This is a genomic window from Streptomyces subrutilus, from assembly GCF_008704535.1.
Classification (GTDB): domain Bacteria; phylum Actinomycetota; class Actinomycetes; order Streptomycetales; family Streptomycetaceae; genus Streptomyces; species Streptomyces subrutilus.
Window position 1 is genome coordinate 647,193 of the sequence record NZ_CP023701.1, and the last position, 14,684, is coordinate 661,876.

Annotated in this window: 13 protein-coding genes; 2 read left to right on the plus strand and 11 right to left on the minus strand. The window is 73.3% G+C overall.

The window, feature by feature from the left end; genetic code table 11:
* Positions 1-2 precede the first annotated feature (2 nt).
* From CP968_RS02795 to CP968_RS02830, 8 genes are all read right to left on the minus strand, one after another.
* Positions 3-1,520, minus strand: coding sequence for a methylaspartate mutase (locus tag CP968_RS02795; RefSeq protein WP_150516463.1), 1,518 nt, complete (start codon positions 1,518-1,520; stop codon positions 3-5).
* A complete protein-coding gene (locus CP968_RS02800; protein ID WP_208835970.1) occupies positions 1,517-1,981 on the minus strand; it encodes a cobalamin-dependent protein in 465 nt (154 codons plus the stop codon). The genes CP968_RS02795 and CP968_RS02800 overlap by 4 nt, the downstream gene beginning before the upstream one ends.
* 70 nt (positions 1,982-2,051) lie before the next feature.
* On the minus strand, positions 2,052-3,290 hold the full coding sequence (locus CP968_RS02805; RefSeq protein WP_208835971.1) for a fatty acid desaturase: 1,239 nt from the start codon (positions 3,288-3,290) through the stop codon (positions 2,052-2,054).
* A gap of 223 nt (positions 3,291-3,513) precedes the next feature.
* A complete protein-coding gene (locus CP968_RS02810; RefSeq protein ID WP_150516464.1) occupies positions 3,514-3,810 on the minus strand; it encodes a 2Fe-2S iron-sulfur cluster-binding protein in 297 nt (98 codons plus the stop codon).
* Positions 3,811-3,914: 104 nt separating this feature from the next.
* Positions 3,915-5,042 carry an NAD(P)/FAD-dependent oxidoreductase gene (locus CP968_RS02815; RefSeq protein WP_229885819.1) on the minus strand — a complete coding sequence of 376 codons (1,128 nt, stop codon included), beginning with the start codon at positions 5,040-5,042 and terminating at the stop codon, positions 3,915-3,917.
* 161 nt (positions 5,043-5,203) lie between these two features.
* Positions 5,204-5,782 carry a helix-turn-helix domain-containing protein gene (locus tag CP968_RS02820; RefSeq protein ID WP_150516465.1) on the minus strand — a complete coding sequence of 193 codons (579 nt, stop codon included), beginning with the start codon at positions 5,780-5,782 and terminating at the stop codon, positions 5,204-5,206.
* 284 nt (positions 5,783-6,066) lie between these two features.
* The gene (locus CP968_RS02825; protein WP_229885869.1) at positions 6,067-6,801 is read right to left on the minus strand and encodes an SDR family NAD(P)-dependent oxidoreductase; all 735 of its coding nucleotides are present in this window, start codon (positions 6,799-6,801) and stop codon (positions 6,067-6,069) included.
* Positions 6,802-6,926: 125 nt separating this feature from the next.
* Positions 6,927-7,994 (minus strand): ScbA/BarX family gamma-butyrolactone biosynthesis protein, encoded by a 1,068-nt coding sequence (locus tag CP968_RS02830; RefSeq protein ID WP_150516467.1) that lies wholly within the window; start codon positions 7,992-7,994, stop codon positions 6,927-6,929.
* 277 nt (positions 7,995-8,271) lie between these two features.
* Here CP968_RS02830 and CP968_RS02835 point away from each other — a divergent pair, with 277 nt between their 5' ends.
* Both CP968_RS02835 and ligA read left to right on the plus strand, forming a co-directional pair.
* Positions 8,272-8,949 (plus strand): ScbR family autoregulator-binding transcription factor, encoded by a 678-nt coding sequence (locus tag CP968_RS02835; protein ID WP_150516468.1) that lies wholly within the window; start codon positions 8,272-8,274, stop codon positions 8,947-8,949.
* A 68-nt stretch (positions 8,950-9,017) separates the two neighbouring features.
* Positions 9,018-11,072: an NAD-dependent DNA ligase LigA gene (ligA, locus tag CP968_RS02840; RefSeq protein ID WP_150516469.1), complete on the plus strand. Its 2,055-nt coding sequence runs from the start codon at positions 9,018-9,020 to the stop codon at positions 11,070-11,072.
* Here the strand turns inward: ligA and CP968_RS02845 are convergent.
* From CP968_RS02845 to CP968_RS02855, 3 genes are all read right to left on the minus strand, one after another.
* Positions 11,069-11,305 carry a hypothetical protein gene (locus CP968_RS02845; RefSeq protein ID WP_150516470.1) on the minus strand — a complete coding sequence of 79 codons (237 nt, stop codon included), beginning with the start codon at positions 11,303-11,305 and terminating at the stop codon, positions 11,069-11,071. The genes ligA and CP968_RS02845 overlap by 4 nt on opposite strands.
* 362 nt (positions 11,306-11,667) lie before the next feature.
* On the minus strand, positions 11,668-13,458 hold the full coding sequence (locus CP968_RS02850; protein WP_150516471.1) for an ABC transporter permease/substrate binding protein: 1,791 nt from the start codon (positions 13,456-13,458) through the stop codon (positions 11,668-11,670).
* Positions 13,458-14,510 carry a quaternary amine ABC transporter ATP-binding protein gene (locus CP968_RS02855; protein WP_150521676.1) on the minus strand — a complete coding sequence of 351 codons (1,053 nt, stop codon included), beginning with the start codon at positions 14,508-14,510 and terminating at the stop codon, positions 13,458-13,460. Before CP968_RS02855 ends, CP968_RS02850 begins: the two co-directional genes overlap by 1 nt.
* Positions 14,511-14,684 lie beyond the last annotated feature (174 nt).

Here is a 14,684-nt window from a genome sequence, read left to right on the forward strand (position 1 = left end):
TGTCAGTTCCTCGGTTCGCTGGAGGTTTGGGACCGGCCCGGTGGGCCGGGCGCGGGGGCGGGTGCCGGCGCGGGGGCGGAGAAGGGCCGGGTCGGCGGGGTGGTCGGCTCCTCCTCACGGAAGACGTGGCGGAAGTGGTTGATGTCGCCGGTCAGCCCCCGCATCAGCGTGTCGAAGCCGGGGTCCGGGCCGTCCACGGCGTGCAGCAGCTCCTCGTTGCGGCGCAGGTGGGCCGCGGAGAACGGCAGCGCTCCGGTCGACAGGTAGCGGATGGCGCCGGCCGCGTCGCGTCGCGGGATCAGGTCGGAGCGGGCGTGGCGGCTGGCGCTGAAGGGGATGTCGAGCCGGCCTTCGGCGAAGGCCAGGGCGATGGCGTCCGCCAGGTCGGCGGCGGCCAGCAGCGGCTCGACGAGCTCGGCCACCTCCGCGAGGATCCACTCCAGCTCCTCGGCGACCTGGCCGGTGTCGACGCCGATGAAGTCGAGGAGCGGGGAGTTGGCCCGGTCGGCCAGGCGCAGCCCTTCGACGTTCGCCGCCGTGTCGGGTATGCCGTACGCCTCCTGGTGCGTCTTGGTGATCAGCTTGGACGCGCCGCCGAGCCGGGCGACGAGCGCCCCGTAGAGGATCAGGTCCTCGGCGTTGCCGCGCTCGCGCGGGAAGACGCCCATGAACTCGTGGAGCACCGCGTGGACGGTGACGCCGGCCGGCAGGTAGCGCTCGGCGAGCACGGGGATGGCGCGCAGCGCCGCGACGTCCTGGGCGAGGTGGCCGCCCTGCGGGTAGGCGACGGAGATGCAGCGCACGCCCGCGCGGGCGGCGAGCACCGCTTCCAGGACGCTGACGGCCAGGCTGATCGAGGGCGGTACGAGCACGGCGGTGAGCGTGCCGAACAGCTCCCGGTCGATGACCACCCCGTGGTCGGCGAGTTCCCCGCAGCGCCGGTCCACGTCCTGCCAGGCGCCGAGCGACTCGGCGAGCGGCACGGCCTTCGAGTAGGGCAGGTTGTACGAGATCCCGCCGCCCTCGAAGGAGGTCATGCCCGAGGCCACCGACACGTCGAAGAGGATGCGGGCGTCCGGCGAGCCGTGCCGGATCTCCAGGGGCGCCGCGAGCAGTTCGTTGATCTCCCGGCCGCGCCGCCATCCGTGGGCCACCAGCGGGTAGCCGTTCAGGTCGGCGGGTCGGAGGTTGAGGGTGCGCAGCGCCTCCTCGAACCGCTTGAGGCGGGTGTGCGAGTCGATGGTGAGCGTGAGGATGTCGGGTGCGGCCTCCGCCTCCAGGGTCGTCAGCAGCGCCTTCATCTCCTCGTGGCCGCCGACCCCGCACCGCGGCTGGATCGCCACCCGGCCCTGTGCGCGGCACCGGTCGAGGACCTCGGCCGCCGTGGGCTTGCCGAGCGAGCCGATGTACGCGGCGCTCTCGGCCGGTGTCGGCAGGGCGGCCGGACCGGTACCCCGGACGGCGGGCCCGGGTGCGGTGCGCGGCGGCGATCCGAGGGCGGGCAGCGAGGTCAGGCTCATGACGCCGCCATGCCGGAGGCGACGGCCGAGCGGTCGCGGGCGGCGCGCAGGGCGTCGAGGAGGAGGGGCAGTTCGGCCGGGTCGCTCAGGATGTGGTCCACGCCGGCGGCGTAGAGGCGGTCGAGGGAGGAGTCGTCCTTGTGGCTGCCGACCGACAGGTTGCCGCCGACGACCACGGGGCACGTGATCCGTCCGGCCTGCTTGGCCCGGTCGAGTCCGCGCAGGTCCTCGTGGACGTGGCCGTTGAGGCTGCCGATGACGACGGCTTCGGCGTCCGGGTGCTGTGCGCATGCTTCGGCGAACTCGTCGACGGAGGTGCAGGTGCCGAGGTTGACGACGTCGTAGCCGAGGCCGCGCAGCGAGTAGGCGATGAGGTGGTTGGCCACGGCGTGGCTGTCGCTGGCCGCGACCCCGAGGATGACGGTACGGGGCGCTGATTCCTGGTGGGGCATGGTCCGCATCGGGGGTTCCTGAATCGGGAGGAGGGCGGTCGGTGCCGGTGTGGGCGGTCGGCGGATCGTCATGGCCGGCTCAGTCGTCGAAGGCGGCGAAGAGTTCGCGCTTGGAGACGGACCGGAGCCGGTTCACGTCGAACTCCTCGGCGTCGGCGGCGGCCAGCGAGTCGAAGACGTGGCTGATGGCGGGCACCAGGCCCCACACCTCGTGGTAGGGCGGCCGGTTGCGGTCCCCCGACGCCGCCGCCTCTTCGGCGTCCTGCCGACGGGCGAAGAGGTAGTCGGCCCAGTCGGCGCTGCGCGGATGCCGGTGGTGGTAGTCGTGCACCACCGTGTCACCGGTCAGGACGAGGTAGCGGGCCGGGGCGTGCACGAACAGCAGGCGCAGGGTCCAACGGCTCCAGGCCAGGGCGCGCCGGCCGGCGGGCAGGGCGGGCGAGGGGACCCGGTCGCCGATGAAGATCGCGTTGGTCAGCGAGGCGAAGTACGCCCGGCTGCGCCGGTCTTCGATCCCGGGCTCGGGAAAGGTGTGCTTGACGCACAGCCGCAGGGTGTTGCTGATCTGGAACAGCGGGACGAGCGGCACGAACCAGACGAGGAGCAGGGCCGGCCAGGTCCCGGTGAGAGCGGTGGCGAGGACCGCGGTCCCGTACAGCCCGAGCACGGTGGCCTTCTCGGTGCGGGCCGACTCCTTGGCGAAGGACCGGACGCGGGAGACGGCGAACGCGAGGTGGAAGCGCGGCGAGACCAGCTTGCCGAGGAGCCGGCGCCACATCTGGCGCCGGGTCATGCCCGGGTGCATGCCGAGGCTGACCAGGAAGGCCTGGACCGTGGGGTCCTGGAGGGTCATGTGGTGGGTGGCGTGGTGGTCACTGACGTGTTCACGGCTGTAGCGCTGGAAGTTCTGGATGACGAGCAGGCTCGATATCGCGTGGCCGATGGCCCGGTCGGGGGTGCGGCTGCGGTACATGTTCCGGTGCGAGCACTGGTGGTAGATCATCATCCGCAGGTTGCGCATCCCGTGCAGGGTCACCGCCCAGCCGGGCAGCAGCAACAGCAGGCAGGCGCCTCCGAGCGCGTAGCCGAGGGTGCCGAGCAGGACGCCGACGACCATCGACGCGGTGGCGGTCAGCAGGTGGAAGGTGGGGGTCCAGCCCAGGGGCTCCTGTTCGGGGAGCGCCTTGCCGGTGAAGACCGTCAAGGGGTACTGGAGGACGCGGGGCAGGGCCGTCATGCTCTGCCGGGGGTCGGGCGCCGCAGTCGCGGGGGCGCTGCCGCGTGCGGTGGTGCGGGGTTCGGTGTTGATCACGGACACGAGCACTCCTGGACGTCTGAAGCGGGTGGAGGGCCGGGTGCGGGCCGGAGCAGGGGTGCGCTCGGGGCCCGGGGCGGCCTGTGTGCCTGTCGGTCTGTGCGTCTGCCGTTCGTGCGTTCCTGTTTTCGCGTGTCTGCCGTTCGCGTCTCCGCCGCCGGTGCGCGGGGCGGGCCGGGCGCGGGGCGGGCCGCGGACCCGCGGCGCCGTGTGCGCGCGGGCCGGGTCAGGCCTCCACGACGCGCACGGTCGCGGAGGCCATCAGCCGGCACTGGCACGCCAGACGGAAGGCGCCGTCCGCCCGGCCGAGGTCTTCGAGGAAGTCCGTCTCCTCGGGGTCGGCCTCGCCGAGCGCGTCGGCGCCGTCGAGGACCTCGACGACGCACGCGCCGCAGGCTCCCGAGCGGCAGCCGAAGGGAATCACCGGTTCGGAGGTCTCGTACTCGATGTCCGTCAGCGGCGATCCCTGCGGCAGGTGTATCTGCACGCCTTCCGGCATGAGTGTGAGCGTGTTGCGGAGCATCGCTTCCCAAGTCCCCTCTGGGCATGTCGCATGTCGGCATGGTGTGCGCGGGCACCGGGCGGATCCGGTACCGGTGTCCGGTCGGCCGGAGCGGAGCGGCCCGCCTACGCGGGTACCGCCGCCGCACCGGCCGGTGCGGGGCGGACGGCGGGCGCGGTGGGCGCCGTGTCCCCCGGGGAGGTGTCGGAGGAGTGCTCGGGGGCCAGTCGCTCCCCGGGCCGCAGCGACACGGCGGCGTGGTTGACCGCGGTGCCCGCCTCCCCGAAGCCGACCGATATCAGCGGCACCCGGCCGGGGTAGGTGCAGCCGTCGCCGACGGCGTACACCCGGGGCAGGTTGGTCCGCATGGACCGGTCGACGCGGATCCTGCGGTGTTCGAGCTCCAACCCCCAGTCCGCGACGGGCCCCGGGCCGGAGGAGAAGCCCAGCGCCGCCACGAGCGACTGCGCCGGCAGGATCAGGGTGTCCTCGGCGGCCCGGACCTCGACCCGTTCGAGCCGGTCCGCTCCGTGGCAGGCGACCACCTGGGCGTCGGTGAGGACGCGGACACCGGAGGCGTACACCAGGCGGACGCTGTGCTCGTGGGCCCGGAACGTGCCCCGGCGGTGGACCAGGGTCACGCTCCGCGCGAGCGGAGCCAGGGCCAGCGCCCAGTCCACGGCACTGTCCCCGCCGCCGACGACCACCACGTCCCGCCCGGCATGTGCGTCGAGCCGAGGTACGTGGTAGGCCACGCCCCGGCCCTCGTACGGAACGGAGCAGGGCAGTGTGCGCGGTACGAACCTGCCGAGCCCGGCCGCTATCACGACCGCGCCCGCGTGCACCCGGCTGCCGTCGTCGGTGCCGAGCGTCCAGCCGGGCCCGGCCGCGGGCCCCTGCCCGCCTCCGCTCCCGTGCGCCGCGCCGGCCTCCCGGGGGTCCAGGCTGACGGCCGTTCGGCCCAGCAGATGCGCGGTGCGAAACGGCTCCGCCTGGCGCAGCAGGTTGTCGATCAGCCCGCGGCCCGTGATGCCGGGGTGCCCGGCGACGTCGTACAGCAGCTTCTCCGGGTACATCGCCGACACCTGGCCGCCCGGCTCGTCGAGCCCCTCGACGACGGCCGCGGACAGACCGCGGAACCCGGCGCAGTACGCGGCGTAGAGCCCCGCGGGGCCGGCGCCGACGATCGCGATGTCCACCGTCGTCTCGATGGCGCCGCCGATGCCGCCGGCCCCCGTCACCGTCACGTTCACGGACTCCCCCGTTCCTCCTCGGTGCGCCCTGCCGGGCAGCGGCTCGGAGGCCTGTTTCCCCCGAGCGACTCTCAGACCATACAGAACGTTCGCTATGTTTTTCTAGGTCTTTTGAGCCTCTGGAGGGAGCGACCCACCCCGCACCGCCCCGCCCGCACCCTTCAGGAGGGTTCGGCCGCGACCCCGGACAGCACCAGCCGCCAGATGCGTTCGAGCTGGTCAGAGGTGCTGTGACGAGCCCCGGCCGCCAGCTCCGCGCCCACCCGGGCCTGCAGTTCGGCGCCCGCCAGCAAGTACACGACCATGTCCGCCAGAGTCTGCGACGAGGCCGCACTCTGCCGCAATTGCCCCGTTTCGTAGGCCCGGTGCAGCAGGTCGCGCACCGCGGGCAGCCATACGTCCACCCAGCACGCCCCTCCCCCGGGCCGCTCGCGGGCCAGGCGCACCGAGGACCGCACGACCGGGTCCTCGTCCAGGAGGCCGGCGAGGCCGACCGTCAGGCCGATCACCGCGTCGAGCTCGGGGCGCCGGACGAGCAGCCGCTCCACCAGGGCCCTGGTGATCGCCCCGCCCTCCTGCTCCACCGCGTCGGCCAAAGCCGCCTTCACGGGAAAATGAAAGGTCAGAGCCCCCATCGACACCGCGGCCGACGCACAGATGCGCGACAGCCGGGCGCCCCCGTACCCCACCTCGCCGAACTCCGCCGCCGCCGCCCTGACCAGCACGCTGCGGGTACGCACGGCCCTCTCCTGGAACACCACGCGCCTACTCCTCTCCCCTTGTCGCCGACGCCTCCCCGGTGCGGCGGGGGCGCGGGCGGGCCGCTCGCTCGCCGAGCGGCAGACAGCGCCGACGGGGAGACGATGCTTCTCGTTCCCAAAAAAAATAGCAATCGTTCTGTATGTTTTGGTTGCCGGATGCCGCATCCTCCACGGGACCGGCGGGCGGGCAACGCCTTCAGGGGCGGTCCGTGGTGTCCGGACCGCCCCTGAAGCACCACGGCCGCCGCCGCGCCCGGCGCGCCCTACAGGGCCGTCGCCCCGCCGTCGACGGCCATCGCCGCGCCCGTGACGAACGACGAGCGGTCGCTGCACAGCCAGGCCGCCGCCTGGGCGACCTCGTCCGGACCCGACATGCGGCGCTGCACCGAGTGCGCGAGGAAGACCTCCTCCAGGTCCGGGTCGACCCCGAGGACCTCCTCCATCATCTCGGTCCTGGTGCTGCCCACGACGAGCGCGTTGACCCGGACGCCCCGGCGCCCGTAGTCCAGGGCCGCGGCGCGGGTCAGCCCGATCACCGCGTGCTTCGCGGCGACGTACGCGGCCGACGCGCCGGTCGCCCGGAGCCCGGCCACGCTGGAGGTGTTGACCACCGACCCGCCGGCCCCGGATCCGAGCATCACCGGGACCTGGTGGCGCAGGCAGTTCCACACCCCGCGCAGGTTGACGTCGAGGGTGCGTTCGTAGACCTCGTCGTCGATCTCGTGGAGCGGGGTACCCGCCGTGGCGTAACCGGCGTTGTTGAAGGCGGCGTCGAGCGTGCCGAACGTCTCCACGGCGGTCGCCACCGCCCGTTCGACGTCGTCCGAGGAGGCGACGTCGCCCCGCACCGCCACCGCACGGCCGCCGTCCGCGCGGATCTCCTCCACCAGCAGGTCCAGCCGCTCCTTGCGGCGGGCCACGAGCACCACCGCGGCCCCCTCGGCGGCGAACAGCCGGGCGGCGGCCGCCCCGATGCCGCTGGAGGCCCCCGTGATCATGGCCACCTTGCCGTTCAACAACAGCCGTTCGTCGCCCATGCGCTCGTTCCCGTCTCCGTACGAAGGTGCCCGTTCCGTGCCGACCCCGCTCCGCGCCGCCCCCGAGCGGCGCCCCGGCGCTCCGCTCACCAGGTGCGCCCGGCGCTCTGGCGGGGGATGAACAACCCCGCCGTACGGCCGGCCGCGGCCGGAAGGGACACCGGCGCCGTGGTGACGAGCGCGGTGAAGGCCGGGACCCCGTTCTGGACGGCGCGCACCCGCACCCGTCCGGCGCCGGACCCGGCGCGCTCCCCGGACCCGGCGCCGGCCCCGTCGTCGGCCCCGTCCGCGAGGGCCTCGGCCTGGATCCAGCAGGGCGCGTCGAATTCGACGTACTGCGCGAAGAGCACGTCCATCCCGGTGGGTATCACGGCCCGGGGGTGCGCCACGGCGTGCGTGGCCTGCCTGGCCGCCTCCAGCAGGAGCATGCCCGGCGCGTGGTCGACCGGGTGGTCGAAGAGGGCCGGGTGCGCGCGGTCGACGCGCAGCTGGGTGCGGTGCGGGTCGTTGGTCGGCGAGAGCACCACATCGGCGAAGTCCGTACGGGCCACCTGGCGCGGCGGCACCGGCGGCGCCAGCGGCACGGCCCTGCGGACGGCCTCGTCGATGTCGGCGTACGGGCCGCGCAGCCGCCGGTAGACGGCGGGCGCCAGGTTGGCGAAACCGGTCTCCACCGTGCCCAGCCGCGCGCCGTCCGCGGACAGCTCGACGTGCAGGTGCACGGAGACGAGCCTGCCGCCGCGGCGGACCACGTCGGAGCAGGTGATGTCCATCTCCACCTCGGCCGGGGCCCCGGTGGCGGCCAGCGCGGCGGGGTCGGCGGCGTAGCGGAAGGTGTGCCACGTCTGGCGGTGCCCGAAGGGCACGTCGTAGGCGGCGTGGCTGAGCAGGGGGACGGCCTGCCGCACGGTCTCGGCGATGAGCAGCGGGTCGTGGTGGCCGTACACGGGCCCGTAGAAGGAGTGGCCGGCCGGCCAGCGGGCGGTGACCCGGAAGCGGTCGGGGCCGAGCGGGAACCAGCCCGTCAGCAGGACTTCGGACTGGGCCGTTTTATGGACGTACTGCCGCGGAATGGACGTGGCGAGCAAGGAGCGCAGGGCGTGCGGCGCGCAGAGGCCGCCGGGGCGTTGACTGGTGGCGATGGTGGCTGACATGTGGATTCCCCCTGAGAACACTGGAATTGAGCGTGCGCCGCGGCAGGACCGCGGCACGTGTGGCCGATGCTGTTCCAGCCACGAAAATAGAGAATGCTCGTTTTGTTTTGAGTCACCAAACAGTAAAAGCGAGGCCATCGATTGGTCAAGGGGTGAAGAAAGAAGCCGAAAAATCCCCAGATGAACGGAAGGTGATCCCTTTATCTCCGGGCGGTTGGGGGTACGAGGGCAAACGATCGGTAACATAGGGAGCGCTCTGTTTGCTCTAGGAGGTACCGTGGCCCAGCAGCCGAAGCAGGAAAGAGCCATCCAGACCCGCAAGGAGATCCTCCGCGCCGCGGCCGTGGTCTTCGACGCGTCGGGATTCGCCGGTGCGAGCATCAACCGCATCCTGGCGGAGGCGGGGGTCACCGCCGGCGCCCTGTACTTCCACTTCAAGTCGAAGGAAGACCTCGCCCGCGCGGTGATGACCGCACAGCCGGATTCGATCCTGCCGTGGCTCACCTCCGACGGCCTCCAGCGCCTGGTCGACATCACCCTGGTCTGGGCACACCAGCTGCAGACCGATGTCGTGCTGCGCGCCGGGGTCCGACTGACCAGCGAGCAGGGCTCGTTCGGCGTCCGGGACGTCACCCCGTACCAGGACTGGAGCCGGCTCATGGCCGACTGCCTGCGGGCCGCCTCCGAGAAGGGCGAGCTCCAGGCCGGCATCGAGCCGACCGAGCTCGCCGAGTTCGTGGTCGAGGCGTGTACGGGCATGCAGACCTACTCCGCCGTGGCCAGCGAGGCGCGGGCGGACCTCGTCGACCGGGTGGTGCGGATGTGGCGGCTGCTGATGCCGGGCATCGCCGTGCCGACCGTCATCGCCCGCACCGAGGTGAACCCCGCCCGCGCGCAGACCGCCGTCCTGGTCGCCGCGTCCTCGGCGGCCTCCTCCGCCGCGGCGGTCGCCTGACCGGTGCCCGCGCGGGGCCCCGGGCCGGTCCGGGGCCCGTTGTCAGACCCCTCGGCGAAGATCGCCGCATGACGACGACCACCGCCGAAACCCTGGCCACCCGCGACGAGTACGCCGGCGCCATCGCCGCCGCCCTGCGGGCCTCCGCCGCCTACTACGGCACCGGCGGATCGGCCCTGGACGACGCCTCGTTCGACCTGCTCATGGGGCTGATACAGGCCTACGAGGAGCGGTACCCCGAGCACACGGACCCGGCCTCCCCCACCGGCAAGGTGGCCGGCGGCGCCGTGCCGGCCGGGGAGGTCGCGCACACGACGGCGCTGCTCTCGCTCTCCAACGCCTTCGGCCCCGAGGACCTCCTCGGCTGGGAGGCCTCGCTGGTGCGCCGGCTCGGGGCGCCCGTGAGCGGCGGGTTCGTCGTCGAGCCCAAGCTGGACGGCGCTTCGCTGGCAGCGCGGTACCGGCGCGGCAGGCTGGTCCGGCTCGTCACCCGCGGCAACGGCGCCGGCGGCGAGGACGTGTCGCACGCCATCGGCACCCTCGTGGGCCTGCCTCCGGAGCTGGCCGTGGACGCCACCTTCGAGGTGCGCGGCGAAGTCCTGCTGACGGCCGAGCAGTTCGCCCGGGCGAACGCGACGCGCGCCGAACACGGGGCCGGCCCGTTCTCCAACGCGCGCAACGGCGCGGCGGGCACCCTGCGGGCCAAGGGCCGCCCGTACACGGTGGAGATGTCCTTCTGGGCGTTCGGCGCGGTGGCGCTCGACGGCGGCGCGCCCCTGCCCGGCGCCACCCACGCGGAGGTGATGGCGTACGTGGCCGGCACGGGTGTGCGCACGGCGGCCGACACCCCGGCCGGGCTGTCGGTGACCGCCACCGTCGCCGGGGCGCAGGAGCACGTGGAGCGGATCGCGGCGCTGCGCGGCGCTCTGCCGTTCGGGATCGACGGGGTCGTGGTGAAACTGAACGGCCTGGCCGAACAGGAGGCGGCCGGCTCCGGCTCCCGCCACCCGCACTGGGCGACCGCGTACAAGCTGCCGGCGGTGGAGCGGCGGACCCGGCTGCTGGACGTGACCTGGTCGGTGGGGCGCACGGGCGTGCTCGCGCCCACCGCCGTGCTGGAGCCGGTGGAGGTGGACGGCTCCGTGGTGCGGCACGCGACGCTGCACAACCCGGCGGACATCGGGCGCCGCGACCTGCGCATCGGCGACACGGTGACCGTCTACAAGGCGGGGGACGTCATCCCGCGCGTCGAGGCCCCCGTGGTCGAGCTGCGCACCGGCGAGGAGCGGCCGGTCGAGCCGCCGCGGGTGTGCCCGGGATGCCAGGGGGAGGTGGACCGCTCCCAGGAGCGGTGGCGCTGCGCCCGGCCCGCCGACTGCGGCCGCATCGCGGCGATCCTGTACGCGGCCGGACGCGACCGGCTCGACATCGACGGGCTGGGCGAGCGGTACGTACGGGCGCTGGTGGAGGCGGGGGACGTCCGGGACGTGGCGGACCTGTTCGCGCTGGACCACGCGCGACTGGCCGCGGCGGCCGGGAGCGGGAAGCGGGCCGCGAAGCTGCTGGAGCAGATCGGGGCCGCGAGGGCCAGGCCGCTGTCGCGGGTGCTGTGCGCGCTCGGGCTCGTGGGCACGGGGCGGGGGATGTCCCGGCGGATCGCGCGGCACTTCGGGACGATGGACGCAGTCCGGGCCGCCGACGCGGCGGCCATGACGGCGGTGGAACTGGTCGGTGACGTCAAGGCCGCCGGGATCGTCGCCCAGCTCGCGGAGCTCGGAGGGGTGATCGACAAGCTCGCGGCGGCCGGGGTCAACCTCGCGGAACCGCAGTCCGCCGCCGCGCCGGGCGACGGCCCGCTCACCGGCCAGACCGTGGTGGTCACGGGCCGGATGACGGGTGCGCTGGCCGCCTACGACACCCGGGACAAGGTCCGCGCACTGATCGAGCGGGCCGGCGGCACGTCGTCGAGCGCCGTCTCGGGCCGGACCACGCTGCTCGTGGCGGGCGAGAGGGCGGGCGGCAAGGTCGCCAAGGCCGAGGCGGCGGGCATCGGCATCCTCACCGAGGCGGCCTTCGCCGACCGCATCGCGGGCGTCCTGAGCCGGACCGGGGAGAGCGTTTAGGCACCGCCCGCGCGGTGCGCCGCCGGGGGTGGGGTGACCGTCAGGACGGGGGCGGTCGACGAGGTCCATCGGTGGTCGCAGGGCTCGAAGACCAGGACCACGGGCAGGCCGGGGCGCTGGCGCCAGGAGATGCGTTCCGGTCTCTCGTCGCATACCGGACAGCACGGCAGCGGACTCGGCTCCGGCGGGACCGCGGGGGCGGCCACCAGCGGCGTGCGGTGCGGATCGCGCATGGGGGCTCCCTGGTCGTGCGGTTGGACTGATCGCACTGTGCCATGGACAAGGCCCGGTCCGCACGGGCGAATCGTCCAGGGTTCCGGCTGGTCAGGGGTTCGGGCGGCCGGAGTGTTCCGGTGCTTTCACGGACACTCGGCGATCAACCGCTCCCCGCCGCGCCCCTCACCTGGCCCGATGCGTACGCCGCCGCGGCGGCCGGACCTCGGCGGTCCGCCGCGCGGCGCCCGCACGCGCGAGGGCGCCGGCGCGCGCAGGACCGTGCGTACGGCGTCCTGCGCCCGCCGGCGCCCTCGGGGTCCGGCCGGCGGCCCGGTCTCACCCTGGACTTCAGGGTGAGGGTCGGGCGCGGTGCGGTGGATCAGGCCAGTTTGTCGACCTCGGGGTGGTCGGCCAGCCAGCCGCGCACGGCCTGCTGCTCCTTGCCCTTGCCGGTGTCCTGGATCTTGGCCTCCAGGCTGGTCAGCTGCTCCTCGGTGAGCTTGAAGGAGCGCAGCCACTCGGCGACCTTCGGCTCGTCGGAGGCGAAGCCCTTGCGGGCCAGGGTGTGGATGCCGTCGCCCTTGCCCCAGGCGCCCTTGGGGTCCTCCAGCTTGGTGAGCTCGTACGAGGAGTAGGCCCAGTGCGGGGACCAGAGGACGACCGCGACGGGCTCCTTCTTCTCGTAGGCGCGCTTCAGCTCGGCGAGCATGCCCGGGGTGGAGCCGTCGACGACCTTGTACTCCCCGTCGAGCCCGTACTCCCCCAGCACCTTGTCCTTGAGGATGGACATCTCGCCGGCGCTCGGCTCGATGCCGATGATCCGGCCCTTGAACCGGCCGGACTTGCCCTTGAGGTCGGCCAGCGAGCGGACGTCCTTCAGGTACGAGGGGACGGCCAGCTCCAGCGAGGTCGGCCCGTACCAGGAGCCGAGGTCCTCCAGCTTGTCGCCGTACTTCTCCCAGTACTGCGCGTGCGTCACGGGCAGCCAGGCGTCGGTCTGGAAGTCGAGCTGGCCGCCGGCCAGGCCGGTGTACAGGGCGCCGGCCTCCAGCTGCCGGGCGTCGACCTTGAAGCCGCGGCGCTCCAGGAGCTCCTTCCAGAGGAAGGTGGAGGCGATGCCCTCGTCCCAGGGGATGTAGCCGATCGAGACGGTGCGGCCCTTCCCGATGTCGTCGGCGCCGGCCGGGCCGGACTCGTCGCTGCCGCCGAAGGTGCTCATGCCGCCGGCCACGAGGGCCAGGACGACGGCGCCGGTGACGGCGTACGCGGGCTGGGGGCGGTGGTTCCACACCTTGGCGGCGCCGGTCGCGGCGGACCGGGCCTTGGCGAGGGCACGGCGGCCCAGCGGGGAGACCTGGCGGCCGAGGGCGCCGGTCATCCGGTCCAGGTACATGGCGAGGATGACGATGGAGATGCCGGCCTCGAAGCCGAGGCCGATGTCGACGTTGCCGATGGCGCGGTAGACGGCGCCGCCGAGCCCGCCGCCGCCGACCATGCCGGCGATGACGACCATGGACAGGCCCAGCATGATGACCTGGTTGATGCCGGCCATGATCGTCGGCAGGGCCAGCGGGAGCTGGACGCGCACGAGCGTGTCGCGCGGGGTGGTGCCGAAGGCGTCGGCGGCCTCGACGAGGTCGGCGTCGACCTGGCGGATGCCGAGCTCGGTCATCCGGACGCCGGGCGGCAGCGAGAAGATGATGGTCGCGATGATGCCGGGGACGACGCCCACACCGAAGAAGATGATGCCGGGGATCAGGTAGACCATGGCGGGCATGGTCTGCATGAAGTCCAGGACGGGTCGCAGCACGGCGCTGACCCGGTCTGAGCGCGAGGCCCAGATGCCGAGCGGGATCGCGAAGACCAGGGTGACCAGGGTGGCGACCAGGACCAGGGAGAGCGTGGACATCGCGTCGGACCACAGGTCGACCGAGTCGACGAGCGCGAAGCCCGCGAAGGCGAGGAGGCCGGCGAGGAGGCCGCGCAGCCACCAGGCCCCGACGGCCAGGATGCCGGCGAACAGCAGCGGGGCGGGGGCGGAGAGCACCGCGTCGATGCCGTCGTAGAGGCCGGTGACGAGGGTGCTGATCGCGTCGAACAGCCAGGAGAGATGGCGCTGGAGGAAGTCGACACCGCTGTCGACCCAGTCGCCGAGGTGCAGGCGGGGCATCAGGCGGCCACCTCCGTGCAGGCCACCGGCGGGCGTTGCTCGTCGCCTATGAAGGCGATGAGCCGGTCCTGCGGGACGGAGCCGACGACGGCCCCGTCCTCGCCGGTGACGGCCACCGGGTGCGGGACGCGGGCGCTGACGGCGCACAGGTCGGCGAGCGGGGTGTCGGCGCTGACGGTGGGGCAGTCGCAGGAGTCGGCGTCGGCGGGCGCGTCGTCCATGACGGCGTCGGCGGTCAGCACGCGCGAGCGGTCGACGTCCTGGATGAAGGAGGCGACGTAGTCGTCGGCCGGGCGGACCAGGATGTCCTCGGCGGTGCCGAGCTGCACGATGCGGCCGTCGCGCATGACGGCGATGCCGTCGCCCAGGCGCATGGCCTCGTTCAGGTCGTGGGTGATGAAGACGATGGTCTTCTTCAGGCGCCGCTGGAGTTCGAGGAGCTGGTCCTGCATGTCGCGGCGGATCAGCGGGTCGAGCGCGCTGAAGGACTCGTCCATGAGCAGCAGGTCGGCGTCGGTGGCCAGGGCGCGGGCCAGGCCCACGCGCTGCTGCATGCCGCCGGACAGCTCGTCGGGCCAGGAGTGCTCCCAGCCTTCGAGGCCGCACAGGGCCAGTGCCTCGGCGGCGCGGCGCTCGCGCTCGGGGCGGGCGACGCCCTGCACCTCCAGGCCGTAGGCGGCGTTCTCCAGGACGCTGCGGTGCGGGAAGAGCGCGAAGTGCTGGAAGACCATGGAGATCTTCTCGGACCGGACCCGGCGCAGCTCGCGCGGGCTGAGCCCGGTGAGGTCCTCGCCGTCGAAGAGGATGCGCCCCGCCGTGGGTTCGAGCAGTCCGTTGAGCATGCGCAGCAGCGTGGACTTGCCGGACCCCGACAGACCCATGACGACGAAGATCTGGCCGGGCTCGACGCTGAAGGACGCGTCGATGACCGCGGCCGTGGTCCCGTCGGCGCGCAGCTCGTCGCGGCTTGCGCCGCCTTCGAGCGCGCTGACGGCGTCGGCGGGTCGTCTTCCGAACACCTTGTAGACGTGTTCGGCCTGGAGCGTGGACACATACACCTCGCGGGTCGTACCGGTGACGGCCGCCGGGTGGGCCGGCGGGCCGTGGAGCGGGACGGGATCGGCCCGCGTGCGCCGTGCCCCCCGCGCGATGCGCCGGAAGACATGGTTCCGCTCCGGCGGCCTACCTGCCCGGCATTCGCACCGGCAAACGGGGAGGTGATCCAC

Bases quoted from the DNA above. Each gene is read 5' to 3' on its own strand.
- CP968_RS02795 (WP_150516463.1), bottom strand. From the start codon at position 1,520: ATGAGCCTGACCTCGCTGCCCGCCCTCGGATCGCCGCCGCGCACCGCA.
- CP968_RS02800 (WP_208835970.1), bottom strand. From the start codon at position 1,981: ATGCGGACCATGCCCCACCAGGAATCAGCGCCCCGTACCGTCATCCTC.
- CP968_RS02810 (WP_150516464.1), bottom strand. From the start codon at position 3,810: ATGCTCCGCAACACGCTCACACTCATGCCGGAAGGCGTGCAGATACAC.
- CP968_RS02825 (WP_229885869.1), bottom strand. From the start codon at position 6,801: ATGATCACGGGGGCCTCCAGCGGCATCGGGGCGGCCGCCGCCCGGCTG.
- CP968_RS02830 (WP_150516467.1), bottom strand. From the start codon at position 7,994: ATGTCAGCCACCATCGCCACCAGTCAACGCCCCGGCGGCCTCTGCGCG.
- ligA (WP_150516469.1), top strand. From the start codon at position 9,018: ATGACGACGACCACCGCCGAAACCCTGGCCACCCGCGACGAGTACGCC.
- CP968_RS02845 (WP_150516470.1), bottom strand. From the start codon at position 11,305: ATGCGCGATCCGCACCGCACGCCGCTGGTGGCCGCCCCCGCGGTCCCG.
- CP968_RS02850 (WP_150516471.1), bottom strand. From the start codon at position 13,458: ATGCCCCGCCTGCACCTCGGCGACTGGGTCGACAGCGGTGTCGACTTC.